General features: G+C 54.5%; 26 protein-coding genes. 13 read left to right on the forward strand and 13 right to left on the reverse strand.

All coding sequences use genetic code 11. The features are described 5' to 3' along the window. Positions 1–48: 48 nt before the first annotated feature. Positions 49–1,269, reverse strand: a complete 1,221-nt coding sequence (locus ACLL9E_RS11885) for an NADP-dependent isocitrate dehydrogenase (RefSeq protein WP_411291948.1) — start codon at positions 1,267–1,269, stop codon at positions 49–51. Positions 1,270–1,421: 152 nt separating this feature from the next. Between ACLL9E_RS11885 and ACLL9E_RS11890 the strand changes: the two genes are divergently transcribed. The 3 genes from ACLL9E_RS11890 to rmuC all read left to right on the forward strand — a co-directional run bounded on the left by ACLL9E_RS11890 (position 1,422) and on the right by rmuC (position 4,264). Further along, on the forward strand, positions 1,422–2,156 hold the full coding sequence (locus ACLL9E_RS11890; RefSeq protein WP_411291949.1) for a phosphatidylserine decarboxylase: 735 nt from the start codon (positions 1,422–1,424) through the stop codon (positions 2,154–2,156). Then, entirely contained in the window at positions 2,156–2,923 is a 768-nt protein-coding gene (locus ACLL9E_RS11895; protein ID WP_411291950.1) for a CDP-alcohol phosphatidyltransferase family protein, read from the forward strand. Before ACLL9E_RS11890 ends, ACLL9E_RS11895 begins: the two co-directional genes overlap by 1 nt. Positions 2,924–3,007: 84 nt before the next feature. Further along, a complete protein-coding gene (rmuC, locus tag ACLL9E_RS11900; RefSeq protein ID WP_411291983.1) occupies positions 3,008–4,264 on the forward strand; it encodes a DNA recombination protein RmuC in 1,257 nt (418 codons plus the stop codon). Between the two features lie 74 nt (positions 4,265–4,338). Here rmuC and ACLL9E_RS11905 read toward each other — a convergent pair whose 3' ends face one another. Genes ACLL9E_RS11905 through ACLL9E_RS11935 form a run of 7 tightly spaced genes read right to left on the reverse strand, consistent with a single transcriptional unit; the run spans position 4,339 to position 9,518 of the window. After that, positions 4,339–5,151 carry a TrmH family RNA methyltransferase gene (locus ACLL9E_RS11905; RefSeq protein ID WP_411291951.1) on the reverse strand — a complete coding sequence of 271 codons (813 nt, stop codon included), beginning with the start codon at positions 5,149–5,151 and terminating at the stop codon, positions 4,339–4,341. After that, entirely contained in the window at positions 5,151–5,429 is a 279-nt protein-coding gene (locus ACLL9E_RS11910; RefSeq protein WP_411291952.1) for an HPr family phosphocarrier protein, read from the reverse strand. Before ACLL9E_RS11910 ends, ACLL9E_RS11905 begins: the two co-directional genes overlap by 1 nt. After that, the gene (locus ACLL9E_RS11915) at positions 5,426–5,830 is read right to left on the reverse strand and encodes a PTS sugar transporter subunit IIA (protein WP_411291953.1); all 405 of its coding nucleotides are present in this window, start codon (positions 5,828–5,830) and stop codon (positions 5,426–5,428) included. Before ACLL9E_RS11915 ends, ACLL9E_RS11910 begins: the two co-directional genes overlap by 4 nt. Then, a complete protein-coding gene (rapZ, locus tag ACLL9E_RS11920; RefSeq protein WP_411291954.1) occupies positions 5,827–6,792 on the reverse strand; it encodes an RNase adapter RapZ in 966 nt (321 codons plus the stop codon). The genes ACLL9E_RS11915 and rapZ overlap by 4 nt, the downstream gene beginning before the upstream one ends. Beyond that, on the reverse strand, positions 6,789–7,307 hold the full coding sequence (locus tag ACLL9E_RS11925) for an HPr kinase/phosphorylase (protein WP_411291955.1): 519 nt from the start codon (positions 7,305–7,307) through the stop codon (positions 6,789–6,791). The genes rapZ and ACLL9E_RS11925 overlap by 4 nt, the downstream gene beginning before the upstream one ends. Further along, positions 7,262–8,842, reverse strand: coding sequence for an ATP-binding protein (locus ACLL9E_RS11930; RefSeq protein WP_411291956.1), 1,581 nt, complete (start codon positions 8,840–8,842; stop codon positions 7,262–7,264). The genes ACLL9E_RS11925 and ACLL9E_RS11930 overlap by 46 nt, the downstream gene beginning before the upstream one ends. Continuing rightward, positions 8,811–9,518: a response regulator gene (locus ACLL9E_RS11935; RefSeq protein ID WP_411291957.1), complete on the reverse strand. Its 708-nt coding sequence runs from the start codon at positions 9,516–9,518 to the stop codon at positions 8,811–8,813. The genes ACLL9E_RS11930 and ACLL9E_RS11935 overlap by 32 nt, the downstream gene beginning before the upstream one ends. A 192-nt stretch (positions 9,519–9,710) precedes the next feature. Here ACLL9E_RS11935 and ACLL9E_RS11940 point away from each other — a divergent pair, with 192 nt between their 5' ends. After that, entirely contained in the window at positions 9,711–11,312 is a 1,602-nt protein-coding gene (locus ACLL9E_RS11940) for a phosphoenolpyruvate carboxykinase (RefSeq protein ID WP_411291958.1), read from the forward strand. 39 nt (positions 11,313–11,351) lie between these two features. Beyond that, a complete protein-coding gene (locus ACLL9E_RS11945; RefSeq protein ID WP_411291959.1) occupies positions 11,352–11,804 on the forward strand; it encodes a hypothetical protein in 453 nt (150 codons plus the stop codon). A 23-nt stretch (positions 11,805–11,827) separates the two neighbouring features. On the opposite strand, the gene ACLL9E_RS11950 is transcribed toward ACLL9E_RS11945, so the two are convergent. The 3 genes from ACLL9E_RS11950 to ACLL9E_RS11960 form a co-directional block, all read right to left on the reverse strand. Beyond that, entirely contained in the window at positions 11,828–12,220 is a 393-nt protein-coding gene (locus tag ACLL9E_RS11950) for a DUF3597 domain-containing protein (RefSeq protein ID WP_411291960.1), read from the reverse strand. 345 nt (positions 12,221–12,565) lie between these two features. Further along, on the reverse strand, positions 12,566–13,012 hold the full coding sequence (locus ACLL9E_RS11955) for an NfeD family protein (RefSeq protein WP_411291961.1): 447 nt from the start codon (positions 13,010–13,012) through the stop codon (positions 12,566–12,568). 94 nt (positions 13,013–13,106) lie between these two features. After that, positions 13,107–14,021 carry an SPFH domain-containing protein gene (locus tag ACLL9E_RS11960; protein ID WP_411291962.1) on the reverse strand — a complete coding sequence of 305 codons (915 nt, stop codon included), beginning with the start codon at positions 14,019–14,021 and terminating at the stop codon, positions 13,107–13,109. A gap of 529 nt (positions 14,022–14,550) precedes the next feature. Here ACLL9E_RS11960 and ACLL9E_RS11965 point away from each other — a divergent pair. Genes ACLL9E_RS11965 through ACLL9E_RS11980 form a run of 4 tightly spaced genes read left to right on the forward strand, consistent with a single transcriptional unit; the run spans position 14,551 to position 19,298 of the window. Further along, a complete protein-coding gene (locus ACLL9E_RS11965; protein WP_411291963.1) occupies positions 14,551–16,035 on the forward strand; it encodes a M28 family peptidase in 1,485 nt (494 codons plus the stop codon). A 54-nt stretch (positions 16,036–16,089) separates the two neighbouring features. Next, positions 16,090–17,550 (forward strand): IMP dehydrogenase, encoded by a 1,461-nt coding sequence (gene guaB / locus ACLL9E_RS11970; protein WP_411291964.1) that lies wholly within the window; start codon positions 16,090–16,092, stop codon positions 17,548–17,550. A gap of 3 nt (positions 17,551–17,553) precedes the next feature. Beyond that, positions 17,554–18,735 carry an RsmB/NOP family class I SAM-dependent RNA methyltransferase gene (locus ACLL9E_RS11975; RefSeq protein ID WP_411291965.1) on the forward strand — a complete coding sequence of 394 codons (1,182 nt, stop codon included), beginning with the start codon at positions 17,554–17,556 and terminating at the stop codon, positions 18,733–18,735. A gap of 35 nt (positions 18,736–18,770) precedes the next feature. Then, positions 18,771–19,298: a hypothetical protein gene (locus ACLL9E_RS11980; RefSeq protein WP_411291966.1), complete on the forward strand. Its 528-nt coding sequence runs from the start codon at positions 18,771–18,773 to the stop codon at positions 19,296–19,298. 41 nt (positions 19,299–19,339) lie between these two features. Here the strand turns inward: ACLL9E_RS11980 and ACLL9E_RS11985 are convergent, their stop codons facing one another. Together ACLL9E_RS11985 and ACLL9E_RS11990 are read right to left on the reverse strand one after the other, a co-directional pair. After that, positions 19,340–19,825: an RNA pyrophosphohydrolase gene (locus tag ACLL9E_RS11985; RefSeq protein ID WP_411291967.1), complete on the reverse strand. Its 486-nt coding sequence runs from the start codon at positions 19,823–19,825 to the stop codon at positions 19,340–19,342. Then, the gene (locus ACLL9E_RS11990) at positions 19,822–20,781 is read right to left on the reverse strand and encodes an alpha/beta hydrolase (RefSeq protein ID WP_411291968.1); all 960 of its coding nucleotides are present in this window, start codon (positions 20,779–20,781) and stop codon (positions 19,822–19,824) included. The genes ACLL9E_RS11985 and ACLL9E_RS11990 overlap by 4 nt, the downstream gene beginning before the upstream one ends. A gap of 170 nt (positions 20,782–20,951) precedes the next feature. Here ACLL9E_RS11990 and ACLL9E_RS11995 point away from each other — a divergent pair, with 170 nt between their 5' ends. From ACLL9E_RS11995 to ACLL9E_RS12010, 4 genes are all read left to right on the forward strand, one after another. Further along, the gene (locus ACLL9E_RS11995) at positions 20,952–22,823 is read left to right on the forward strand and encodes a 2-oxoacid:acceptor oxidoreductase subunit alpha (protein ID WP_411291969.1); all 1,872 of its coding nucleotides are present in this window, start codon (positions 20,952–20,954) and stop codon (positions 22,821–22,823) included. Beyond that, a complete protein-coding gene (locus ACLL9E_RS12000) occupies positions 22,820–23,254 on the forward strand; it encodes a hypothetical protein (protein ID WP_411291970.1) in 435 nt (144 codons plus the stop codon). The genes ACLL9E_RS11995 and ACLL9E_RS12000 overlap by 4 nt, the downstream gene beginning before the upstream one ends. Continuing rightward, positions 23,232–24,278, forward strand: coding sequence for a 2-oxoacid:ferredoxin oxidoreductase subunit beta (locus ACLL9E_RS12005; RefSeq protein ID WP_411291971.1), 1,047 nt, complete (start codon positions 23,232–23,234; stop codon positions 24,276–24,278). The genes ACLL9E_RS12000 and ACLL9E_RS12005 overlap by 23 nt, the downstream gene beginning before the upstream one ends. 414 nt (positions 24,279–24,692) lie before the next feature. Next, positions 24,693–25,526 (forward strand): hypothetical protein, encoded by an 834-nt coding sequence (locus tag ACLL9E_RS12010; RefSeq protein WP_411291972.1) that lies wholly within the window; start codon positions 24,693–24,695, stop codon positions 25,524–25,526. Positions 25,527–25,742: the final 216 nt, after the last annotated feature.

Raw genomic sequence — 25,742 nt, forward strand, 5'->3', positions numbered from 1 at the left:
AAAAAAGGCGCGAGAGTTTTACCCCGCGCCCTGTTCGGAATAGTCTCGTTACTGCCAACTGCCCATTTTGACTTCGAGATTGGCGCGGACTTGTTCAAAAAACTGTTCGGTGGTCATCCATGCCTGATCCGGGCCGATCAGGATCGCCAAATCCTTGGTCATGTGGCCATCTTCGACGGTCTGAATGCAGACTTCTTCAAGTGTTTCTGCAAAACGCGTCACATCTGGTGTTTCGTCGAACTTGCCGCGGAATTTCAAGCCGCCCGTCCAGGCGAAAATCGACGCAATCGGGTTCGTAGAGGTTGCCTTGCCTTGCTGATGTTGACGGAAGTGGCGGGTAACGGTTCCGTGCGCTGCTTCTGCTTCAACAGTCTTGCCATCTGGCGTCATCAGGATTGAGGTCATCAGGCCGAGCGAACCGAAACCTTGCGCAACTTGGTCGGACTGGACGTCGCCATCATAATTTTTACACGCCCAGATAAATTTGCCTGACCATTTCAGCGCAGATGCGACCATGTCGTCAATCAAACGGTGTTCGTAGACGATGCCCAATTCCTTGAATTTTTCGGCGAATTCCGCCTCAAACACTTCCTGAAACAGATCTTTAAAACGCCCATCATAATATTTCAGGATCGTGTTTTTGGTCGATAGATATACGGGCCATTCACGCGTTACGCCGTAATTCAAAGACGCCCGCGCAAAGTCGCGGATAGAGTCGTCGAGGTTATACATAGCAAGCGCCACACCGGGCGACGGGTAACGGAAAACCTCTTCGTCAATCTTACCGCCATCGTCACCTTCCCACACCAGACGAAGTGTACCGGGGCCGGGAACGAGGAAATCGGTCGCGCGATATTGGTCACCGAAAGCATGGCGTCCAATGACAATTGGGTCGGTCCAGCCAGGGATCAAGCGCGGGACGTTCTGGATCACGATGGGCTCGCGGAAAACCACGCCGCCCAGAATGTTGCGGATGGTGCCATTGGGCGATTTCCACATTTTTTGCAGCCCGAATTCTTCGACGCGCGCTTCATCCGGCGTGATTGTCGCGCATTTGACGCCCACACCGAATTCGCGAATGGCATTCGCGGATTCGACTGTCACCTTGTCATTGGTCTTGTCGCGATATTCCATGCCGAGGTCATAATATTTCAGGTCAATGTCGAGATACGGCAAAATGAGCCGCTCACGTATCCACTCCCAGATGATGCGAGTCATTTCGTCACCATCGAGTTCGACGACCGGATTTTTGACCTTAATTTTTGCCATGGCAGAAAGCACTTTCCGTAAGGGAGTTTGGAATTTGAACGGAGCCATAGCAAAGTCTGTCATATGTTCAACCGACTCCCCATGATTGTCGGAGAATGGCGGAAATGGCATCTATGGTTGTAACATTGCCAAGCATCCCCTAGCTAGGCCCTATGAGCAGACAAGAATTGACAAACCGGGGGACCGGGGTCGCGAAATGGTCATTTCCGCCCGTCCACCCTGAGGGCCGCAAGTTCGGACTTATCGCCGGGGGTATTACCCTCTTTTTTGCCTTTATGGCCTGGGAAACACTCGCATGGCCAATGGTCGCTGTGACCGTTTGGACGTTGGCGTTCTTCCGCGATCCAGCGCGCGCAACGCCAATTGAGGACCGTTTCGTTGTTGCGCCCGCCGACGGGCTCGTCACATTGATCGAAAAAGTGCCTCCACCGCCTGAATTGCGTGGCCCGGACGGCCTTGGCGACGAGCCGATGACGCGGGTGTCGATTTTCATGAGCGTCTTTGATGTGCATATCAATCGGACTCCCATTCGCGGAACGATCAAGCGCGTTGTATACATTGCCGGCAAATTTTTGAATGCCGACCTTGATAAAGCGAGTGATGAAAACGAACGTCAGCATTTTCTTGTGGAACGTAGCGACGGCGTCCGGATCGGGTTTACCCAAATCGCAGGGTTGGTCGCGCGCCGCATCGTCGCGTTTGTAAAAGAAGGCGATAGCGTCGCGAATGGACAGCGTGTTGGCCTGATCCGTTTTGGTAGCCGTGTTGATGTATACTTGCCGCAAGGCACCTCTTCGCGCGTCATCAAAGGGCAGCGTTGCGTCGCTGGTGAGACCGTTCTCGCTGAACTTGGCGTAGACCAGGATCTGATAGCCGTCGCGCATTGATGGACTCGCATTCCTCCCGTCCCGGTATTTCCCTGCGGGCGCTTGCGCCAAATGCAATCACTGCGCTCGCTTTATGCACTGGATTGTCGGGTGCGTGGTTTGCGATGCAAGGCCGATGGGAGAGTGCCGTAGCCGCGATTGTGATCGCCGGCGTGTTGGACGCCATGGATGGCCGCATAGCCCGAATGCTCAAGGGCGAGAGCCGGTTTGGAGCGGAACTGGACTCGCTTTCGGACGTCATTGCTTTCGGGGCAACCCCGGCGCTTGTGATGTATATGTGGGCCATGCAGGACATGCCCCGTTTTGGCTGGACGATTTCGGTGTTTTTTGTGCTGTGCGCCGCACTGCGCCTTGCACGGTTTAACGCGCGCATTGATACCGAAAATCAGCCGCATAAATCCGCTGGCTTTAACACAGGCGTGCCTTCGCCGCCCGGTGCGGCCTTGGCTTTGCTGCCCATGATGATCTGGTTCGAAACCGGGGCTGAATGGGTCCGCGACTATCGATTGCTTGCGCCATGGTTGTTACTGTGCGCGCTTCTGATGATTTCCAATGTCGCTACGTTCAGCTGGTCGTCGATCAAGGTTCGGCGAAGCCTCCGGTTCATGGCGCTTGCAGCCGTTGGCTTATTTGCGGCTACATTGGTAGCGGCACCTTGGGTGGCGCTGATTGGCGCTGCCATCATCTATGCTGCGTTGTTGCCGTTCAGCATGATGAGCTACGCCCGGGTGAAAAGGACGCAACGGAGCTCAGTCGAAGCGACTTGACCTCCGGCCTTCACCGGCTATGTTCCAGTTTCGTTCTTAAATGGGAGGTCCGCGTTGGAGCCGTTAATTGTCATCGCCATCGTGATGGTCGCCTTGTTGGCTGGCCTTGTGCTTGGCTGGTTTGCTGGCGGACGCGCAGGAAATGCGGGGCTGGAAACGACGGCACAGTTGCGGTCCATGCTCGATGAGGTTGTTATTGAACGCGACAGTGCAAAGGACCGCTTGGCGCGGCTTGAAACCAGCCTCGAAGAGCGCGAGCGGAGCTTTGACGAGCAGATTGCCGCCCTCGGTGATGCAAAGGAGAACCTGTCCGCGCAATTTGGAGAGATCGGCCAAAAGTTATTGGGTGAGGCGCAAGCTGCCTTTTTGCAGCGCGCCGACGAGCGTTTCCATCAGGCTGGCGAGAAAAACGAGGAGCGGTTGAAGCAACTGCTTGGCCCTGTCGGCGACAAACTAAAGGCTTATGAAGAGCAAGTTGGCAAAATCGAGAAGGATCGCACAGAGGCTTATGGCGACCTAAAGGGCCTGATCGGCGAAATGCGTATTGGCCAGGAGCGCGTGTCGAGCGTTGCCTCCGGCCTGATGAATTCGTTACGCAACGCGCCTAAGGCACGCGGACGCTGGGGCGAACAACAATTAAAGAATGTGCTCGAAAGCTGCGGCTTGTCGGAGCATGTCGATTTTGATTTGGAAACCAGCATCGACGTCGGCGACGGTTTGCGGCTGCGGCCTGATGCGGTCATTCACGTGCCTGGTGGCCGAACCTTGGTCATCGACGCCAAAGTGTCGTTGAACGACTATCAGGACGCGTTTGACTCGGTGGATGATGATGTACGCGCTGTCGCGATGACGCGGCACACGCAGTCGATGAAAAATCACATCGATGGGCTGTCGCGTAAAGCCTATTGGGATCAGTTTTCCGATGCACCTGATTATGTCATCATGTTCGTGCCTGGCGAGCATTTCTTGGCCGCCGCATTGGAGCATGAGCCCCAATTGTGGGATTTTGCGTTCGACAAAAAGGTACTTTTGGCAACACCAACCAACCTCGTCGCAATTGCCCGGACTGTCGCCAGCGTGTGGCGCCAAGAGGGATTGGCGCGCGAGGCGAAGCAAATCGGGGCGCTTGGGAAGGAAATGTACGACCGCCTTGCCGTTGCTGCGCAGCACCTGAAATCGGTCGGCAGCGGCCTTTCCTCCGCCGTGAACAATTACAATAAATTCGTCGGCAGTTTTGAACGCAATGTCATGTCCACTGGACGAAAATTTGCTGAGCTCAACGTTGAAACTGGCAAGCGTGAACTGGAAGATATTCCGTTGGTTGAGGCTCTGCCGCGATAAAGTGAAAGCGAGATAACGGCGTCAGTTGCCGACCAACGCGCCTTGGATTAAACACAGTCATCCGCGGTCGCTGATCAATTCGCTTGCGAGTGCCGGAACTGGTTCAAGACTTCATATGACATGACCGCGGTTGCGACAGCCGCGTTCAGGCTATCCGCCTTGCCCTGCATAGGCATTTTCACCAAAATGTCGCATTGGGTTTCATAGTCGCCGGGCAAGCCCTGCGCTTCGTTGCCGGTCAGAATAAAGCAAGGCGCACTGTAGCGCGCGGCCTGATAATCTGTTTCAGTTTGGAGGCTTGTGCCAACCAATTGGCCTTCGCCGCTGCGTAACCACGCGGTAAATTCCTCCCAGCGGCATTGAACGACCTTCTGTGTAAAAATTGCGCCCATGCTTGCGCGTACGGATTCAACCGAAAACGGATCGGTGCAATCGTCGAGCAGGATTAGGCCACCAGCCCCAACAGCATCGCCCGTTCGCAACATCGTGCCCAAATTTCCAGGATCTCGCATCGATTGCGCGACCAGCCAAATGGGAGCGGCAGTGCGATCAATTTCGGTCAGTGCTGTCGCGTGGTCGCGATAAACGCCAACGACCGTTTGCGCATTATCCTTGCCTGACAATTTCGCCATAATGTCGGCACTTGTTTCGATTACATCGCCGCCAGCTGCAAGGACTTGATTCTCAAGTGGAATGACAAGGTCGTGCACGGGCCGGTCTTTCACACGAAACAGCATCTCCGGGAGAAACCCGGCCTCGCGCGCTTCGGTCATGATGCGAAGCCCTTCGGCAAGAAATAGACCAGCGCGTTTGCGTAGTTTTTTTTCGCGAAGCCCGCGGATTTCTTTTAACAACGGATTGGAAAATCCGGTGATTTCACGGCGCATCAGTCTTCGCCGAAACCGTCGACAACCAGTCCCACAAGCTTCTCGATTGCAAGTTCGGCTTGCTCACCCTCTACATGGATGATGATTTCGCTCCCTTTGGCCGCGCCTAGCATCATCAACCCCATGATTGATGTGCCGGTGACGGACTGTCCGTCCTTCTCGACTTCCACCTTAACACCATCGGGAAGGCGGCTCACAAATGTGACGAATTTGGCGCTTGCCCGCGCATGGAGACCTTTTTGGTTTACGATTGTGACATTGCGGCTGAGGCGAGTCACCGTGATGCCTCAAGTACTTCGGACGCAACACTGATATATTTGCGTCCCGCCTCGCGCGCTGCGGCCACAGCCTCCTTAACATCAAGGTTCTTACGCGCACTATCCAGCCGGATCAGCATGGGAAGATTGACGCCCGCGATAACTTCGACCCGTCCGCCGTCGAGCAACGAGATGGCAAGGTTGGATGGCGTGCCGCCGAATAGGTCAGATAGGATGATCACGCCTTTTCCGGTATCAACCTTCTTAATGGCTGCGGCAATCTCGTTGCGCCGTGCTTCCATATCGTCATGCGGTCCGATGCAGATCGTAGCGACGTCCCGTTGCGGCCCCACGACATGTTCTAGCGCAACGAGGAACTCGTTCGCAAGTTTGCCATGCGTGACTAAAATCAAACCGATCATGTGCTTTTACTGTCCTGTCGCGACATAGTTCTGTTTGCGCCGTTAGCAGGCTCCTCAAGCGCGTCAATCGGTCTTGACGTCAGGTTGCGATGCGAAACGGTGAGCGCAAAGCCATCTTCGCGCAGCCAATTGCCGAATTTTTCGGCCACATGCACCGAGCGATGTCGCCCGCCTGTGCAGCCAAATGCAATGTTTACGTAGGCCTTTCCTTGGGCGTCGTAGAGTGGCAGCAGAAAGCGTAATAGCTCACGGATTTTCTGCATTGCTTCGTCATATTCCGGGTCTGCCGCGACATATTCAGACACGCTGGCGTCCAAGCCAGTCAACGGACGCAATAGGCTGTCCCAATGTGGATTACGCAAAAAACGCAGGTCAAACACCAAGTCGGCATTGTGGGGTACGCCACGTGAATAGCCAAAACTCGTCACTGTGATGGTCGAATGGGGTGATTTCTCGCTCGTGTAGCGTTCGCGGATCACCTGTTGCAAATCATGCGCGGACAGCTTGCTGGTATCGATGACATTTTCTGCCCAGCGTTGAAATGGTTCCATCAGCGTTCGGTCAATAGCAATGCCGTCCATCGCTGGTCGGTCCTGTGCCATAGGATGGCGCCGCCGTGTTTCGGCGTAGCGCCGTTCGATTTCCACGCCCGCACAATCGAGAAAAAGCGTGAGTATATTCAGTTTTGGTTGGTTTTGCAGATGCTTGATCTGTCGGATCAATGCCTCGGCATCAAAACCGCGCGTTCTGCTGTCAAACCCGAGCGCCAACGGGATATTGGGACCATCGTCACCGCCCGAAGCAGGTATTTTGAGCAATTGACCGGCCAAGTTAATCGGAAAATTATCGACAGCTTCCCAGCCCAAATCCTCCAGTGTCTTGAGGACTGTCGTCTTACCTGCTCCGGAGACGCCTGTTACCAGCAAGATTTTTTGGGGTTCGGACGATGTCGTTCGGTTCAATATCCTGTGCCTTCATTCGCTACGGTCTGCTGCTTTGCCACTGGCAGACGTCCGGCGTCAATCACCGAGCGGAGCGCCCATTCCACCTTTAACGCGCTACTCGGTTCGAATGGATCAAGCTTCACCATCGGGACCCGGAAGTTGCCAATCGCTGCGCGCTGGTCGTCGGATGGCATGCGGTCAACGTCATGGGTGAGTTCGACGACAAGAGCAAGCGGCGCGGAAGGTACGAAATCCACGGTGCAAATCCCGACGCCCCGCAATTCAATCTTGCCTGCGATGTTCGGCGCAGCAGACAATACGAGGTGGTTATCGGTGGACTCAATTCCGACCATATCGTCGCTAATGAGTGTTGCACCGCGGTCGATTAAACGAAGTGCAAGGTCTGATTTTCCGCTCCCCGACGGCCCAAATATTAAGACAGCGTGCCCATCGATCGCCACCGCGCTGCCATGCCGCATCTCGCGCATCAGCTTGTCGCTGTCGCCGCGCAGGGCAGGGCGATTTCGAAGCATGCCCCGCCTTTGCCATCAACCCGGTCACGCACGGCGATGCGCCCGTGATGACCTTCAATGATCGTCCGCGCAATCGCCAAGCCCAGTCCGCTATGTTTGCCAAAATTCTCCGCAGCTGGCCGTTCACTGTGAAACCGCCGAAAAATGGCCTCTCGTTCGTGCGGCGGGACGCCAGGACCTTCGTCGCTGATGCGAATAATCACCTCATCTTCAGCCAAAGTCGCAGCGATTTCGACAACGGATGCAGGGGGCGAAAACGAAACGGCATTATCGATTAAGTTGGTCAGCATGCGTTCGAGGCGCACGTCTTCGCCCATCACCGTGGCAATCTTGCGGCGGGGCCTTGCAAAGGCGATCGTTACATCATTGTCGCTCCCGCGGTCTTCGCGTGCCTGAAGCAGTTGTTCGATCATGTCGCCGAGATCGATTGGTTCAAACTTTGCTTTTGCCAGCTGCGAATCCACGCGGCTTGCGTCCGATATGTCGCTGATCAGCCGGTCCATGCGTTGCACGTCCGCCTTTGCGACATCCATTAACTGCTTTCGCAATTTCGGGTCCTCAATCCGCTCTGCGCCATCAAGAGCCGAACGCAAGGACGCTAGAGGGTTTTTAATCTCATGCGCAACGTCTGCGGCAAAGGCCTCGGTGGCGTCTATCCGCTGTCGCAGCGCGATACTCATATCGGATAATGCGCGCGCAAGCATGCCAATTTCGTCGCGGCGCGAGGGCAATCTCGGCACTGTTACTTCCTGTGCCCGGCCGAGGCGAACCTTAACCGCTGCGCGCGAAAGATGACGCAGTGGCCGAACGATAGTGCGGGCAAGAAATACCGAAAGCAAAACGCCAATGCCCAATGCGAATAGGAAAAACATCCCGATGTTAAACCGTTCCGCCCTTACAAAAAGCCGGATATCCCGCTCATTCGCTGTCGTCAGCACATAATAGCTTTGGTCATCAGATTGCGCAGCGGCGCTAATGACATGGGTAAGGTCCGGGGCAAAGCGCACATTGGAGGCGGCTCTTTCCGGTGTTGCCTGTGCAACTTCTTGCCACGCTTGGCTGTTGTCCATTTTGGGTTCTGCAAATGGTTCAAGCACCTGCGCCCCCACAAGGAAGTCAAACAGTTTGTCGATCCCGCGGGCAGCAACTTTGCGCCACGGCTCCTTGTCCGGGTCGCGAAACACATAGGTGGGTCGTTGATTGGCAAAGCTGTCCAGAATTTTGACACCGCTTTGATTATAAATGCGGATTCGCGACTGGTGTTGCTGGCCAAATTTGTTGACATATTCGGCTTGGTTTTTGAAAGCGACCAAAGGCAAGCTGCGGGCAAGGAAAGTGGCCTGATTGCGGGCGGCCAGTTCGCGTTCGGCAATAAGGCGCACGCGGTAGCTGTCGAGAAAGAATAGCCCCGCACCAAGTAATGCCACCACAAACAGGTTTACAGCGAGAATCCGCGTGGTCAGCGATAACCCACGGCTCCATCCCAACTGAAGGTCAGCGGGCTCAGCTGTCGGCGAAACGATATCCGGCCCCATATAGCGTATCGATTGCCGTGAATTCCGGATCTATCTCGCGAAATTTGCGGCGAAGCCGTTTGATATGGCTGTCGATGGTGCGGTCGTCGACATAGACATCGTCTTGGTAAGCCGCGTCCATTAGCTGATCGCGGGTGCGTACGACGCCGGGTCTGTTTGCCAATGCCTCAAGGATCATAAATTCGGTGACCGTCAGCGTGAGCGACCTGCCGTCCCATTTGACGTGGTGCCGGGCGGGATCCATTTCGAGTTTTCCGCGAACCATCGGGTCGGGCTCGGGTTCGGATTCGCCATTAACGACCGCCTTGTCATACGTCGCGCGCCGAAGGATAGCTTTGACCCGGGCGATCAACAAACGCTGCGAAAACGGTTTGGTGATGTAATCATCGGCGCCCATCGCTAGGCCAAGTGCCTCGTCCAGCTCCTCGTCCTTTGACGTCAGGAATATGACGGGCATATCGCTTTTTTCGCGCAGTCGGCGCAGCAGCTCAAGCCCGTCCATGCGCGGCATTTTGATATCAAAAATGCCAAGATCGGCGGGGTTGTCGAGAAGCGCTTTCAAGGCAGCTTCGCCATCCGAATATATCCGGGTAACATATCCCTCGGCCTGCATCGCGATGGATACCGAAGTAAGGATATTTCGGTCATCATCAACCAAGGCGATTTGGGCGCTCATGAACTGAGTATAGTGACGCAAGGGCGTTGGTTCAATCTATTGCTATTTGGCCGCTTATTGAGTTGGGGATAACGTTTGTTTTGAGGATTATCCGCCAACGCCATTTGACCTTATATTGTGCTTCGTATACCGGCAGCCGCTTAAAGGTGCATACGTATGCCCTAGATTCGCCACTTTTCGCCGGAGTTACTTATGTCGACACCACTGAACATCTCGCTATCGCAACAGGGTTTCGGCACGGACGCAACATTGCATTGCAATTTGGGCACTGCTCAACTGGTTGAAGCAGCGCTTGCGAACGAAGAAGGCATTCTTGCCAAAGACGGCCCGCTTGTCGTGAAAACCGGGGTGCACACTGGCCGTTCGGCAAAGGACAAATTCATTGTCCGCGATGCCGAAACCGAAGACAGCATCTGGTGGGGCAAAACCAATGTTGCGATGGACCCTGCACATTTTGCGGCATTGAAAGAGGATTTCATCGCTGCGCTAGGTATGAAAGACAAGCTGTATGTCGCCGATTTGTTTGGCGGATCGCAGCCTGAGCACCGCGTGAATGTGCGCGTCATCAACGAATTTGCATGGCACAATCTTTTTATCCGCACGCTGCTGGTCCGGCCAACGCAGCCGGAATTGGCTAGCTTCGTGCCTGAATATACGATCATTGACTTGCCAAGCTTCCGCGCTGATCCAGCGCGGCATGGCTGCCGCAGCGAGACCGTCATTGCGGTGAACTTCACCGAGAAGTTGATCTTGATCGGTGGCACCGCATATGCTGGTGAAATGAAGAAGTCGGTATTCGGCATCCTCAATTATCTGTTGCCAGCCAAGGGCGTGATGCCGATGCATTGTTCCTCCAATATTGGTGCCAATGGCGATACTGCGGTGTTCTTTGGCCTGTCGGGTACTGGAAAAACGACATTGTCGGCAGATGCCAGCCGCACGTTAATCGGCGACGACGAACATGGCTGGTCCGACACTGCCGTGTTTAATTTTGAAGGCGGCTGTTATGCAAAGATGATCCGCTTGTCTGCCGACGCAGAACCAGAGATCTTCGCCACGACCAAGCGCTTTGGGACAATTCTGGAAAATGTTGTCATTGACCCTGAAACGCGCGAACTGGATTTTGACGATAACAGTTTGGCCGAAAACAGTCGCGGGTCGTACCCCATCGAGTTTATTCCGAACACTTCGGAAAAGAATATGGGACCAGTGCCAAAGACGATCATTTTTCTGACCGCTGACGCTTATGGCGTCCTGCCGCCAATTGCTCGGCTGACCCCTGATCAGGCAATGTATCACTTCCTGTCGGGCTATACCGCGCGGGTTGCTGGAACAGAGATTGGCGTGACTGAGCCTGAAGCGACGTTCTCGACATGCTTTGGTGCGCCTTTCATGCCGCGCCACCCGAGCGTCTACGGCAATTTGTTGAAAGAGCGCATTGCCAAGGGCAACGTACAATGCTGGCTCGTCAACACCGGATGGACTGGCGGCAAGGCAACGATGCCGGGGATTAGCCGCATGCCCATCAAGGCAACGCGCGCGTTGCTCAATGCGGCGCTTGACGGCAGTCTTAACACCGCAGATTTCCGTAAAGACCCGAATTTTGGGTTTGAATTCCCGGTTGCCGTTGCTGGGGTTGATAGCGGTATCCTTGATCCGCGTGCGGCGTGGGCAGATGGCGCTGAGTATGACGTTACCGCGCAAAAGCTGGTGCGACAGTTTATCGACAATTTTGCGCAATTTGCAGACCATGTTGATGAAGGTGTAAGGCAATCAGCGCCTAAAGCCGCGTAACCCGTCCGGACATATCCGGGCCTATTTGGAAGTCCGGAAATGTCCGATTTTAAGATCCGCTTGTTCGAAGATGATGCGTCAATCGAGGCGATCGGTGAAGGCTTACTTGCCTGCAATTTGCCGCGCGAAGCGTGGACGCATGAGGCACATTTGGCGGCCTGTACCTGGCTATTGCGAGACCGCCCGGACATTGACCCCGTTTCCGATATGGCAGGCATTATTTCGGCGTATAATGTCGCGGCAGGCGGCGTGAATGACGACAGCCAAGGATATCATGAGACCATCACGCAGGTCTATATCGAGGCGGTAAAGGCGCACCTGGCCGAAGTCGATTCTGCAATACCGCTGTACAAGGCGGTCAACGCGCTGCTTCTATCCGACCGGGGAAGGCGGGATGTGCCACTTCGCTTTTACTCCAAAGAGCGGCTGTTTTCGGTGCAAGCGCGGCGCACATTTATTGAGCCAGATTTGGGCAATCTGATCGACATATAAAGCGCGCCGCATTTGCCACAGAATTAATCCAAAAGTTCCGCTGGCACCTTGCCACCATTTTTGGCGAGTTCGCGCATGACGGCCTTGTGGAGCCACATGTTCATTTCGGCCGAACCTTCAAGTTCGCCGGTGTAGCCGAGCTCCATCGCCAGGTCTTTGCGTTCCTGAAGCGAGCTTTCCATACCAAGCATTTTCATCAGGTCGACAATCGATGACCGCCAGTTCAAGTTGCGGCCATCGTTTGCGTCTATGGCTTCTAAGTTTGCCATCACGTCGACTTCGGTCACCTGTTGGCTTTCGACTGGCTGAGGGGCCGATGCGACTATTTCGGTTGGCGCGACGGATGATGCCTTTGGCGTGGCGGCAACTGCCTTTTTGCCGAAGATCGCGTCTTTAATACTGCTGAATATGCCCATGTGAGCCTCCTCTGATTGGGCCCGACCGCAAATGAAGCCGGGCAAAAAGATTGCACACTGCAAAGCGGTGACAGCGGCAACAAAACAACGTTTGGAGTGCTAAGCTGTTCCGCGACCGGACATATTTGGCGAAAATGCACGAAAGGTCACACTAAAGTCTCACCTAAACCGGTTGGCGGCACAGCCAGGCTCAGGCTAAAATCGCGCCGGTACGATGCGTTAGACTTCGTTGTTTGGAGCATAAAGGACCGTCACGATGTCAAAGAACCGCGTTGATACCTTGCGGCGTCAACATGCGCTTCTCTCAAAGCAAATCCTACATTGCAAGTGGGAAAGGCCCTGCGCCTATGCCCCTTCAACCAGAAGCACTGCGCCGTCTGCGCCGGTGACTTTAACTCGGGCTCCAACGTCAGCGTCGGCACCCCGGGCGGACCAAACGCTATCGCCCACTTTTACACGGCCATTGCCGTTGGTAATCGATTCAACCACGGTAACAATTTCGCCAGTGAGACGCGCGCCGCGGTCATTCAACATTGCGTCTTCGGTTTCAATCGGGTTGTTCTGCAAAAACTTTTTACCCGCAAACACGGTAAGGACAGACAATATGGCGAACATCGCAACTTGATAGGCAAGCGTAATGGGCAGGAAATAGTCCAGTATTCCGACGATCAAAGCAGCCAGCCCAAGCCACATCAGGAAAAAGCCTGGCGCAACCATCTCGGCGACGCCAAGTAGCAGCCCAAGCGACAGCCAGAACCAGTGGGTTGATATCGTATCGAGCCATTCTGCCATCTATTTTACTCCCTGCTGCGCCATTTCCGCCAGTATCATCTTTTGTTGCCGGCGCGAAGGCGGGAAACCGGTCAGACTTTTGTCCAACTGGTCCTTATTTATCCTTCGTCGCAAATGCGTCTTTCGCAAGCTCGCCTATGCCGCCAAGCGTTCCAATCAATTGCGTAGCTTCAACGGGGAAGAGGATTGTCTTCGCATTGGGCGAGGTCGCAAACTGGCTGATGGCTTCGGTATATTTCTGGGCGATGAAGTAATTCAACGCCTGTGTGCCCGATATCGCGATGGAATCGGATACCATGACCGTTGCCTTTGCTTCTGCTTCGGCCTCGCGCTCGCGCGCTTCTGCATCGCGGAAGGCGGCTTCCTTGCGTCCTTCGGCCTGCAAAATCTGGCTTTGCTTTTCACCTTCTGCACGCAGGATTTCGGCAGCGCGTAGACCCTCTGCCTCAAGGATTTGCGCACGTTTTTCGCGCTCCGCCTTCATTTGGCGCGCCATTGCGTTGGAAATGTCGGCGGGTGGGCGAATATCCTTTACCTCGACGCGCGTGATCTTGATGCCCCATGGACTGGTTGCATGATCCACGACCGAAAGCAGGCGGCCGTTGATATCGTCACGCTTCGACAAAGTTTCGTCGAGGTCCATGCTGCCCATCACAGTCCGCAAGTTGGTCGTCGTGATCTGCATGATCGCGTTATACAGGTCCGACACTTCATAAGCCGCCTTGGCCGCGTCCAACACCTGGAAAAAAACGACAGCATCCACGCCGACCATCGCGTTGTCGCGGGTGATGATTTCTTGCCCCGGAATATCAAGGACCTGTTCCATGACATTGACCTTGCGTCCGACGCGGTCAAAAAACGGGATGATGATCGTCAGGCCGGGCTGGGCCGAATAGGTGTAGCGGCCAAAACGCTCGATTGTGTAAATAAAGCCTTGCTGAACCACCGTAACGCCCATCATCACAAATATGATGACGATAAGCACGAGCAGGCCAAAAAAATATTCCATGCTGAAACCTCCCGATTATGAACGATAGATTATGCCGCTTTATTCGACAGTTACAAAGGAAAAATTAAGATGCCGGTGCCGTCCATGTGCCGAATACAAACGCGGTGTTGGGCCACACGAACCACAAATCGCTGCTGTTACCGAAAACGCATTCGGTTTTTAATATTAAGGCACGTTAAGATACAGTAAGAAGTAAGATGCTGAAACAAGTTCAGCATGATCCGCCCGTCATCGTGAAACGCGTTCAACATCGCTACCCCCATGGTGAAACCAGTACAGCATAACGGGCGGTCAACGAATATATATTTCAGCCTCCAAAGTCACCCTGAACTTGGTTCAGGGTCTGAATTTCTTTGATGGCGGACAAAAAAATGCGGCTGATATCCCGCTGGGCCAATCTGCGCGTGCGCAGTAAGTCTATTAAAAGGTCGCATCATTAAATCGATATATATAAAGGGACCCAATTCGACGATAGAGCGTTCCCTGTGCACGATGGGTGACGTCGTGTCTTAGTCCGGAGCGAAAAACGATGCGTCTTGTCCATTCTGCAATGTTTGTGAGCCTTTTGGCTCTGGCGTCCGGTCCCGCCATGGCAAAAGCAGTTACTGAGGCGGACTTAAGGGGCCATGTCGAAATCCTCGCAAGCGATGCGTTTGAAGGCCGGAAACCAGGCACCGAAGGCGAGACGAAAACGGTAAAATATATTGCCGAGCAATGGGCGAAGGCTGGCCTGAAGCCTGCCGCTTCGGACGGAAGCTGGTTTGAGCCGGTGCCATTGGTTCAGCGCGGGCAGGGCAGCGCCACATATAGCTTTACCAGCAAGGGAAGGAAACTTCGCATCGGGTCTGACGATGTTATCCTAATTGGTAAGCAAGCCGAATATGCCAACAGCAAGCTGCCTTTGGTGTTTACCGGAGCTGGCGTGACGTCCGATGGAGTTGTTCGCGCCGATGTTACTGGAAAGGCTGCACTTGTGCTTTTCGACGCGGAAAATGTGCCCGACCCTTTCAAGTCGCCGCGTGCCCGGCGCGAAGCATTGATTGCCGCTGGCGCAGAAGCAGTCATTTTTGTGGGCGACAGCAACGGCAACTGGCCCTTGCTTCGCCGCTTGCTTTTGTCGCGCCCGATTGGATTGGAAAGCGCTGAAAGACGCGCATCATTGGAAGGCGCGATAACAACCGAATTTGCTGTGGGGCTGGTAACCGCAGCGGGCCTGGATTGGGACCAGCTGCGCGCCCATGCCAAACAATCGGACTATGCAGGCGAAGTGCTGGGCATCGATGCTGACGTCAATGTCACAACCGACGTCTATCGCTTCAACAGTTCCAACGTCATTGGCAAGATACCGGGCCGTAAAAAAAATGCAGGCGCGGTCCTGTATATGGGGCATTGGGACCATTTGGGCATTTGTGCGCCAGAGGGCGCGCCGGACCGGATTTGCAATGGCGCGGTCGATAATGCCAGTGGCATCGCGGTACTGAACGAAGTCGCGGACGCCTTGGCCAAGAAGAAGCATGACCGTGATATTTACTTCCTTGCCACGACGGCTGAAGAAAGCGGCTTGCTTGGCGCTTATGCTTTCGCTGAAAAGCCAGTTTTGCCGCTGGATCAGATTATATTATCGCTGAACGTTGACATGATTGCCATCGCGCCGCGCGGGTCCAAGGTTACGATCATCGGGCGGGGCACGACACCGCTTGATCAAGTTGTCGAGGCAGTAGCCAAAAAAACGGGCCGGTTGATTGAGAGCTCGACCGATGCGAATGCGTTCATTCAACGGCAGGACGGTTGGGCACTGGCGCAAAAAGGTGTACCAGCATTGATGGTTGGCGGTTCCTTTGCCGATTTGGACCTAATTCAAAAATTTTTGGGCAGCGACTATCACGGTCCAAATGACGAACTCACCGACAGCACGCAATTGGGTGGCGCGGCCGAAGATGCCGATTTGCACATCGCGCTTGGCCGGTACTTTGCCGACACGCGAAAATATAAATCGAAGAAGGCTGGTGAATAAAGGGGTTACTGTTTACATGGGCCGCCACGAATCAAAGCTTAAAGCGGTGGCCACATGAAAGACATCCCCCTCGGACTGACATTTGACGACGTGCTGTTGCAGCCCGGGGCGTCGGACATTTTGCCAAGTCAGGCAGACACGCGGACTCGGCTGACCAAAACCATTTCGCTTAACATCCCGGTGATTTCATCGGCGATGGACACCGTAACCGAAGCCCGCATGGCTATCGTAATGGCGCAGCTTGGCGGTATTGGCGTATTGCACCGCAACCTCAGCATTGAAGAACAGTGCGCGGCGGTGCGTCAGGTCAAACGCTTTGAAAGCGGCATGGTCGTCAACCCGATCACCATTGCGCCCAATGCGACATTGGCCGAGGCGCAGGCATTGATGTTGGTGAACGCGATTTCCGGCATTCCCGTGGTCGAAGCGAGCGGCAAGCTTGCCGGCATATTGACCAATCGCGATGTCCGTTTTGCCGAAAATCCTGCGCAACCTGTGTCCGAATTGATGACGCACGAAAATCTGGCGACGGTTTCGGCGTCGGTGACACAGGAAGAGGCGCGGCGCTTGCTGCATCAGCGGCGGATTGAAAAGCTGCTGGTGGTTGACAATGCCTATCATTGTATTGGCCTGATTACCGTCAAGGATATCGAAAAGGCCGTGCTGTATCCCAATGCAACCAAGGACAGTTCGGGTCGCTTGCGCGTTGCGGCGGCGACGACTGTGGGTGAAAAGGGCTTGGCCTATACCAAGGCATTGATCGACGCCGAATGTGATCTGATCGTTGTGGATACCGCGCATGGCCATAGCGCAATGGTTGCTGCGGCGGTTGCCGAAATCAAGCGCATGGCCCCAGAGGTTCAGGTCGTCGCCGGCAATGTTGCAACTGCAGCCGCGACCCGCGCGTTGATTGATGCGGGTGCAGACGGCATCAAGGTTGGCATTGGCCCAGGCTCTATCTGCACTACGCGCGTTGTTGCTGGCGTTGGCGTGCCACAATTGACCGCGGTAATGGACGCGGCTGCCGAAGCGGCGAAATCGGGGATTCCCGTCATTGCCGATGGCGGGCTGCGCACATCGGGCGACCTTGCAAAGGCGCTTGCCGCAGGCGCATCGTCGGTGATGGTCGGATCGCTTTTGGCTGGCACCGAAGAAGCGCCGGGCGAAACATTCCTCTACCAGGGCCGCGCATATAAAAGCTATCGCGGCATGGGCAGTGTAGGCGCAATGGCACGTGGCTCGGCCGACCGTTATTTTCAGCAGGATATCAAGGACCAGCTCAAGCTGGTTCCCGAAGGCATTGAGGGGCAGGTGCCATTCAAGGGGCCAGCACGCGACGTCATCCACCAGCTTGTGGGCGGCGTAAAGGCGGCTATGGGATATACAGGTTCGCGTACCATCGCCGACCTTCAGGAACGCGCGCAGTTTGTGCGCATCACCAATGCCGGATTACGGGAAAGCCATGTTCATGACGTTACCATCACACGCGAAGCACCAAATTATCCGACGCGTTAAATTATGAGACCCGCCGCACGTGTGCAATCGGCGATTGAGCTGGTGGATCAAATCATTCTTGCTGCCAAAGACGGCGGTGCTTCTGCTGACCAAATTGCCAAACGCTTTTTTGCCGAGCGGCGCTATGCAGGATCAAAGGACCGCCGCGCGGTGCGCGATCTGGCATGGGGCGTCATCCGGCGCTTTGGCAAACGGCCAGCGACCGCGCGTTCGGCCTTCGCAGCCATGGCGGATGCCGACCCCGAACTTGCGGCGTTGTTCGATGGCAGCGATTATGGTCCGGCGGTCCTTGACCCGGCGGAGGCGCGCTCGACGGGCGGAGATTTGCCCAAATGGATAAAGCCTTTGTTCTCGGCACATATCGACGAGAATGAGCAGGCATCGCTGCTTGACCGCGCGCCAATGGATTTGCGCGTCAATGCGTTGAAAGCACGCCGCGACGAAGTGGCGGCTTTATTGCCCGAGGCGGAAATTTTGCCCGCGCTGGAGTTTGCGCTTCGGCTTCCCGGCGGAACGGCCATCGACAGCCATCCAGCAGTGGAAAATGGCTTGGTCGAGATTCAGGACTTCGGTAGTCAGCTTATAGTTGAGGCATGTCAGGCAAAGGGCGTTGGAACTGTGCTTGACCTATGTGCAGGGGCAGGCGGCAAAACGCTCGGTCTTGCAGCGGCGATGCGAAACCACGGGCGGCTGATTGCGACCGACACTAACCGTAACCGTCTGGACCAGTTGAAGCCGCGTGCGGCGCGGGCAGGGGCAACGAATGTCGAAACCCGGCTGCTGAACCCCGGCAAGGAAAAGGAGATGCTGTCCGATCTGAATGCGGCTTGTGACCTTGTGCTTATTGACGCGCCTTGCTCGGGGAGTGGCACTTGGCGGCGGAACCCTGAAACACGATGGCGTCTGGATGCTGCGCGTTTGAAACGCGTCATTGACGAACAGGCAAAGCTGTTGGACATTGGGTCGGAAATGGTCGCGCGTGGCGGGTATTTGGTATATGCGGTATGCTCGCTGATCGAAAGTGAGGGCAAGGGACAAGTGACAGCATTTTTGAAGTCGCATCAGGGCTGGCGTGCTGTTGACACCGGCGTTGCAGCGGGTCGTGCCGACGGAGATGGCGTGTTGCTGACGCCGTTGCATGACAATAGTGATGGATTTTACTTCGCGAGGCTCCAAAAGCTGTGATAGCGTCGCGCTTCGAACTTTTTTGGATATATTTTATGCGCTTTTCGCCTGCCGCCATTGCCCTTTCACTTACCCTAGCCGTCATGTCGAGCGCCAGTATCGGCGGGCGTGCAGACGATGAAATTGATGCGCGATCCGTCGCACTGATGAAGACGGGTGATCAGGAAGCCAGTGCAGGCCGCCTCGACAACGCCATTGGCTGGTATGAATCGGCGCTTGCCGTCGATCCACGCAACCGGGCGGCTTATGTCGCCATGGCACGTGCAGTTAAGTCACAAGGTCTGGATGGCAAGGCAATCGGCTTTTACAAAGAGGCGTTGGAGCTTGAACCCAATGACCAGATCGCACTGGCTGAACAGGCCGATGCATTTATTTCAAAGGGTGCGCTTGAACTCGCACGCAAAAATATCGCGCGGCTGAAAACATTATGCCGCACCAATTGTTCTTCCGCCGAACGGCTTTCGCTAGCGATTGATTCTGCGTCCCAGAAACAGCAGGCGCAGGCGAGCGCAGTGGATTTGAAAGCGACTTTGGGCGCACCGCCAGAGCCCAAGACGAATTGACGTTAAAGCTGCCGACGAAAAACGCCGTTCGTCCCGCCGCCTCAAATAAGGTCGGCAAATTCCGCCAGGATATTTTCATATAGCCGCTTTTTGAACGGCACAATTAATTGCGGGAGTTGCGGGGCATCGACCCATTGCCAACGGGTGAATTCCTGATGCGCGGTTTCGATGTTGATATCGGCGTCGGTGCCTTTGAAGCGCATCAAGAACCAGCTCTGCCGCTGGCCGCGATATTTGCCCTTCCAGATCCGTCCGATCATATCGTCGGGCAAGTCATAAAAATGCTCATTCTTGCTGCGCGCCAGAATATCTACCAAGTCTGCGCGCACCCCTGTTTCTTCAGTAAGTTCGCGCAACGCAGCGGTTTCGGCATCTTCGCCATCATCAATACCGCCTTGGGGCATCTGCCACGCGTCAGTACCTTCGGGGCGGTCCAACCTCTGGCCGACGAATATCTTGCCCGCCATATTGGCGAGCATGATGCCAGCGCATGGGCGGTAGGGCAGGTCTGCGAAATTGTCGGTCATACCGATGCTGTCACGTCTGCCAGCATGGCCTTTAGCGCAGCGATATAGACTTGTATGTCGGCCTGAACTGAAGGTATCGCTTGGCGGATGTTGATATGACCGTGAATGTTGCCGTCGGCGCTAATATGTTGAACGCGCACGCCAGCTTGCTTCAACTTTTCGACATAGGCGAGACCCTGATCGCGCAACGGGTCAAGGCTTGCCGTGGTCACAAGGCTTGGCGGCATGCCCTCTTGCGCAAAATTCAGCGGTTCCGAACGATAGTCATCAGGCGATGCGGCATGGCCTTCGCTGAAAAAGGCCATTGCTTCGTCGGTCAGCAAATAGCCATTGGCAAATTCGCGCATGCTTGGCCAATCAGGATCAAGCGTGACGACGGGGTAAATGGGAAATTGGACCAACACAGGGACCGCGGCAGGCTTGTCGCGCAGTGCCATCGTCGTGACGATGGTCAGGTTACCGCCGGCGCTGTCACCAGAGGTGATGAGGCCAGTTACTTCGAGGCCCAATTCGGCCGGGCTGGTCGCAATCCAACGGGTGGCTGCTTCGCAATCTTCGGCTGGCGCGGGAAACGGGTATTCAGGCGACAGGCGGTAATCAATCGAAATAACGGGCAAATCGAGCAGGCGCGCAACTTCGGCACAATAAGGCTCATAGGTATAAAGGCTGCCAATCACAAAACCGCCGCCATGGTAAAATACCATGACTGGGCCTGGGCTGCGTTCTGCGCGGCTGTCATAGACGCGCGCGGGAATCGTACCTGCTGGGCCGGGAATTTCAATGTCACGAATGACAGCCAGCTCACCTACCGGCGCATCGGCAACATCACGCATCGCAGCGGTCATCGCGCGCGCTTCTTCGGCAGAAACTTCCCAGAATTTGGGGCCGGGAACGGCGTTCAGAAACTGCAGGAACAACGCCACGTCAGGGCGGACAAAGGGGGTGGTTTCGGTCATCTCAATCTCCATCTTGTCGGCGTGATAGGGCGGCGCGCGGGACAGGTCCAGTATATTGGGTGGCAGTTATCAGCAGAGCCTATGCGCGCTGTTTCAAACGTTGCAGTGCCGCCCGAATGGGATTAGGCAAAACGGAGACATAAATGCGTTCAAAAACGGGTTGAAAACGAATGGCTACGGCATTCAAAAACGAAAAGTCGAACGATCACACCCCAATCCAAAGCGATGCGGTTGTCGTCCGTTTTGCAGGGGACAGTGGCGACGGAATGCAGCTAACGGGGGGGCAGTTTACGTTATCGGCGGCGTTAGCCGGTAATGATTTTGCCACATTCCCCGATTTTCCGGCCGAAATTCGTGCGCCGCAAGGCACGTTGTTCGGCGTTTCAGCATTCCAGATCAATTTTGGCGCGCAGGCAATTGATACCGCAGGCGACCAGCCGGATGTGCTGGTTGCGATGAACCCTGCGGCATTGAAAACCAATGTTGCGGCGTTACGCGCTGGCGGACTTATCATCGCAGACACCGGCGAATTTTCACAACGTAACCTGGATAAGGCGAAATATAGCAGCAACCCGTTGGAAGATGGCAGCCTTGCCAAATGGCAATTGCTGGCGTTTGATATCAGCGCGCTGACGCTGCAATCGGTCAAGCCGTTCGGGCTGGGAAATAAAGAAGCGCTGCGTTGCAAAAACATGTGGACGCTTGGACTTGCGCTCTGGATGTTCGACCGTGACCGTCAGCCGATCATGGACTGGCTCAACGCCAAATTTGCAAAGAACCCCGTACTGGCGCAAGCCAATATTGCGGCGTTAAATGCTGGCCATGCTTATGGCGAAACCGCCGAGCTTGCCGGACCATTGAAGCAATATCATGTCGATGCAGCGCCTGCGCCAGCTGGCCTTTACCGCACGGTGACTGGTGCGGAGTCCATTTCTTATGGTCTCGTTGCAGGTGCGCAGCTTGCCGGGCTGAAGATGTTCTTTGGCGGCTATCCCATCACGCCGGCGTCGGCCATTTTGCATCACCTCAGCCGCCTCAAGGAATATGGCATCACCACATTTCAGGCGGAGGACGAGATTGCAGCGATATGTTCGGCAATTGGCGCAAGCTATGCCGGGCAATTGGGCGTCACCAGCTCCTCGGGACCAGGCATTGCATTGAAGGGCGAGGCGATGGGTCTTGCCATCATGACCGAGCTGCCTTTGGTTATCGTGAACAGCCAGCGTGGCGGGCCTTCAACTGGCTTGCCGACCAAAACCGAACAATCCGACCTGTATCAAGCGGTTTATGGCCGGAACGGCGACGCGCCGATGCCCGTCATTGCGGCACGTTCGCCTGTCGATGCGTTTGATTGCGCCATTGAAGCGGTGCGCATTGCGGTGGAATATATGACCCCCGTCATGCTGCTGACCGACGGCTATATCGCCAATGCCGCCGAACCTTGGAAAGTCCCTGATCTGGAGACTTACAAGCCTTTCCCTGTCGAGTTTCTGGAAACCATTCCCGAAGGCGGCTTCAAGCCCTATGCGCGCGATCACAAACTGAAGCGGCCTTGGGTAAAACCCGGGACGCCCGGTCTTCTCCACCGCATCGGGGGGATCGAAAAAGAAGTTGATACGGGCCACATCAATTACGCGCCCGCCAACCATCAGGCGATGACCGACATTCGGTCGGCCAAGGTGGCCAATGTTGCCGACAGCATTCCAGACCAAATACTCGAGCAGGGTGCCGCTGGTGCGAAGCTGGCCGTCGTCGGCTGGGGTTCGACCTACGGGCCAATCGCGCAAGCCGTCCGCCGCAAGCGCGCCGAAGGCGTCGACGTGGCACATATTCATATCCGGCATATCTGGCCGATGCCAAAGAATATGGGTGAACTGCTCAAGAGCTTTGACAAGGTCATCGTGCCCGAAATGAATACAGGACAGCTCAAGACCGTGTTGCGCGACCAGTTCCTTGTCGATGCAAGGCCAGTCAACAAGGTTTCGGGGCAACCCTTTACCATCGCCGAAATTGAAGCTGCGATTGAACGGGCATTAGGATGACTGACGTCGTACTTACCACTCAGAGTAAAATAAAATGGTACATTTATCTCGTATCCGGCGCATTTATGGGAGTATCTGGCGCTGAGGCCATTGGTCGGGATATTCCTTCCATCCCGGTATTGGTAATCATGGGAATGCTGTTTTTTCCATTTTTAGAGTTTATTTTTTGGGTAGTCGGACTTGGGACGACATCGGGTGAAGTTGACAATAAATCTCTCGTTTTCAAATATCCTCATATGTTGATTGTGCTTAGCCTGTGTTTCGTGCTGATCGGTTGGGTGATGATAAATGGAGGCAATCCTCAAAACGCCAAGGATTTAAGAAGCGCATTCGTTGGTGGCATGATGTTAGGCATTGCCATCGATCTAATTCGTAGCTGGGTAAAAATGCGTAAAACTGGAACTTCACATGAACGATATGACCCCCGTTAAAGCGACCACGCCAAAGGATTGGGAAACCGACCAGGAGGTCCGCTGGTGCCCGGGTTGCGGCGACTATGCGATCCTGAAGGCGGTGCAGCGCACCATGCCCGAAATCGGCGCTACGCCGGAGAATACCGTGTTCATCAGCGGCATTGGCTGCTCATCACGTTTTCCATATTATATGGAAACTTATGGCTTCCACACCATTCACGGCCGTGCGCCAGCGGTGGCAACGGGCGTTAAGCTGGCCAACCCTGACCTTGATGTCTGGATCATCACGGGCGATGGCGACGCGCTGTCCATCGGTGGCAACCATAGTATGCACTTGCTGCGCCGCAATCTCGATTGCCAGATCATGCTGTTCAACAATGAGATTTATGGCCTGACCAAGGGCCAATATTCGCCCACAAGCCGTGTGGGCACGCACAGCCCGTCAACGCCTTATGGATCGGTTGACCGGCCAGCAACGCCATGCGCCTTTGCGCTGGGTTCAGGTGCCCGCTTTGTTGCGCGTGGCTTCGACATTTCAAAAAACCTGCCCGAAGTGCTCAAGGCCGCGCATGCCCATCGCGGCGCAGCGTTCATTGAAATCTTCCAGAACTGCATCGTCTATAACAAGGACGTGTTCGAAGAATTTGCGACGCCAAAGGGCGCCGAAGGGCATCAACTTTGGGTGCGCAATGGTGAGCCAATGCTGTTCGGCAATGACAAATCCGGCGGAACAAAGGGCATCGCGCTCGACACCGCGGCGTTGACGTTGAAGGTGGTCGATGTCGTGGACGGTGATTGGCAAGAGGCGGGCGTGCTCGTCCACGATGTCAAAAACCGCTCGCTTGCGCATATGCTTGTGGAAATGCCGTTCGGCGAATTTCCAATGGCGTTGGGCGTGTTGTATGACGACCCGCGCCCGACGTTCAATGATGTGGTCGTGGCGCAGAATATATCCGCAAGTGCAGGCAAGACCGCCGATCTCGGCAAGCTGCTTGCGAAGGGGCAGACCTGGACCGTCGAAGAAGGGCATCCGGAAGTTTAGGATTTGCACGCAGAGGCGCGGAGACCGCTGAGGAACTAGTTTTAACGGGTTTGTTACCCACTCAGGTCTCGCATGACCGGACGGCATCTCGACGATGCTCGATGCGAACGGGTTTTTTAACAGGTGCTCTCTAAGTTGATGCTCACTCCCCGTTCGTGTCGAGCGTAGTCGAGACACCCATCGTTCGCGCACGACGTGATGACACTCTGGTACGGCGTGCCTCTGCCACTTGCTCTCCCTTTGCCAAGGCCCGGGATACAGGAGACGGTGAGCGGCGCACGCGGCGTGGTTCGCTACCCGAACGATTAGTATATGAACTATTTTTATTGAATTTCCGTATCTTGTGGTTGACCCTCTATCATCGGACGGGGGTTTAATTTGCGCGGAATGATTCTTTTTAGGGCAAAGAGGTCAGTGATCCTGATCAGCGCAGTGATTGCGCTGACCGGTTGTGCTGCGCCTTCGCGCTATATGGGGATATCGCTGAAACCCGGCGCAGCCGACGCCGCCATTCAGCAGCAGGCGCGGCAGGCGATGGCTGGCGACAAGCAGGTGCAATATGAGCTCGGCCGCTGGTTTGAAAACTCAGCTGATCCTGATGATCTGATTAAGTCGATAAAGCTGTATCAGATCGCTGCCGCCCCTCTTGGTGGATCGCGGATGATGTATACCCCCGGGCCTTCGGGTGTCACGACCAGCGTGGTTAGCACGGGACCAAAGATTGAGGGCAATGAGGCTGCTCAGACACGATTGCGACAGCTCAAGTTATCTCGAGAAAATCAAAACGAATTTAACAATACTGGCCAATCAATAGAAATTACCGATAGAAAAATTAAAAATGATTGGTTTAAGCTTAAAAATAGATATTCATGTAATAAATTTAATTCCAAGCCATCAGAATGTAATTATTTGATCATCGATTTTCCACCTAACAATATTAAAGTTGAAGATATATTAAATTCAAGTGATCTAATAATAGATATTTCAGGAAGATTATTTTGTAATTATTTTTGCATCTATGAAAATAAAAAATTTATGATTTATTATGAAATAGAATCAAGTGATCATATTTTTTTGTATATATATAAAAAGAAAAAATTGTTGGGAATTATCGTTCGCTCATATTTTTTTTACGAAAAAAAATCGGATAAATTATATTTAAGTTCTTATGGTTCAAGATTTATTTATTCGGATATTAGAAAAATTATGTATTCATACGGAATGTCTGATGGTGGAGAAGTGAAATGACTCGGGTCGGATATACAGTGTAACAAATGGCGCAAAGGCGCCTCAATATTTGAAAGATGCTGTTTTTCGGGCCATTTTTAATTAATAATGACGCAGTATTAACTAATTGTTGAAGCCTGCAACTCCGTGCTTGCATTGCTTGCCCAAATCTTGAAACGGAACAATATTGTAGATGATGCACCAACGGGGCCGTGAACAATCTCCCCACGATCCCCT

The sequence above is a fragment of the Sphingorhabdus sp. genome (assembly GCF_046596595.1).
GTDB lineage: Bacteria > Pseudomonadota > Alphaproteobacteria > Sphingomonadales > Sphingomonadaceae > Sphingorhabdus_B.

Bases quoted from the DNA above. Each gene is read 5' to 3' on its own strand.
- ACLL9E_RS11895 (WP_411291950.1), top strand. From the start codon at position 2,156: ATGGACTCGCATTCCTCCCGTCCCGGTATTTCCCTGCGGGCGCTTGCG.
- rmuC (WP_411291983.1), top strand. From the start codon at position 3,008: ATGGTCGCCTTGTTGGCTGGCCTTGTGCTTGGCTGGTTTGCTGGCGGA.
- ACLL9E_RS11950 (WP_411291960.1), bottom strand. From the start codon at position 12,220: ATGGGCATATTCAGCAGTATTAAAGACGCGATCTTCGGCAAAAAGGCA.
- ACLL9E_RS11915 (WP_411291953.1), bottom strand. From the start codon at position 5,830: ATGATCGGTTTGATTTTAGTCACGCATGGCAAACTTGCGAACGAGTTC.
- ACLL9E_RS12000 (WP_411291970.1), top strand. From the start codon at position 22,820: ATGACTGACGTCGTACTTACCACTCAGAGTAAAATAAAATGGTACATT.
- ACLL9E_RS11995 (WP_411291969.1), top strand. From the start codon at position 20,952: ATGGCTACGGCATTCAAAAACGAAAAGTCGAACGATCACACCCCAATC.
- ACLL9E_RS11990 (WP_411291968.1), bottom strand. From the start codon at position 20,781: ATGACCGAAACCACCCCCTTTGTCCGCCCTGACGTGGCGTTGTTCCTG.
- ACLL9E_RS11940 (WP_411291958.1), top strand. From the start codon at position 9,711: ATGTCGACACCACTGAACATCTCGCTATCGCAACAGGGTTTCGGCACG.
- ACLL9E_RS11980 (WP_411291966.1), top strand. From the start codon at position 18,771: ATGCGCTTTTCGCCTGCCGCCATTGCCCTTTCACTTACCCTAGCCGTC.
- ACLL9E_RS11955 (WP_411291961.1), bottom strand. From the start codon at position 13,012: ATGGCAGAATGGCTCGATACGATATCAACCCACTGGTTCTGGCTGTCG.
- ACLL9E_RS11905 (WP_411291951.1), bottom strand. From the start codon at position 5,151: ATGCGCCGTGAAATCACCGGATTTTCCAATCCGTTGTTAAAAGAAATC.
- ACLL9E_RS12005 (WP_411291971.1), top strand. From the start codon at position 23,232: ATGAACGATATGACCCCCGTTAAAGCGACCACGCCAAAGGATTGGGAA.
- ACLL9E_RS11935 (WP_411291957.1), bottom strand. From the start codon at position 9,518: ATGAGCGCCCAAATCGCCTTGGTTGATGATGACCGAAATATCCTTACT.
- ACLL9E_RS11975 (WP_411291965.1), top strand. From the start codon at position 17,554: ATGAGACCCGCCGCACGTGTGCAATCGGCGATTGAGCTGGTGGATCAA.
- ACLL9E_RS11965 (WP_411291963.1), top strand. From the start codon at position 14,551: ATGCGTCTTGTCCATTCTGCAATGTTTGTGAGCCTTTTGGCTCTGGCG.
- ACLL9E_RS11985 (WP_411291967.1), bottom strand. From the start codon at position 19,825: ATGACCGACAATTTCGCAGACCTGCCCTACCGCCCATGCGCTGGCATC.
- ACLL9E_RS11890 (WP_411291949.1), top strand. From the start codon at position 1,422: ATGAGCAGACAAGAATTGACAAACCGGGGGACCGGGGTCGCGAAATGG.
- ACLL9E_RS11930 (WP_411291956.1), bottom strand. From the start codon at position 8,842: ATGGGGCCGGATATCGTTTCGCCGACAGCTGAGCCCGCTGACCTTCAG.
- ACLL9E_RS11885 (WP_411291948.1), bottom strand. From the start codon at position 1,269: ATGGCAAAAATTAAGGTCAAAAATCCGGTCGTCGAACTCGATGGTGAC.
- ACLL9E_RS11945 (WP_411291959.1), top strand. From the start codon at position 11,352: ATGTCCGATTTTAAGATCCGCTTGTTCGAAGATGATGCGTCAATCGAG.
- guaB (WP_411291964.1), top strand. From the start codon at position 16,090: ATGAAAGACATCCCCCTCGGACTGACATTTGACGACGTGCTGTTGCAG.
- ACLL9E_RS11960 (WP_411291962.1), bottom strand. From the start codon at position 14,021: ATGGAATATTTTTTTGGCCTGCTCGTGCTTATCGTCATCATATTTGTG.
- ACLL9E_RS11925 (WP_411291955.1), bottom strand. From the start codon at position 7,307: ATGCTTCGAAATCGCCCTGCCCTGCGCGGCGACAGCGACAAGCTGATG.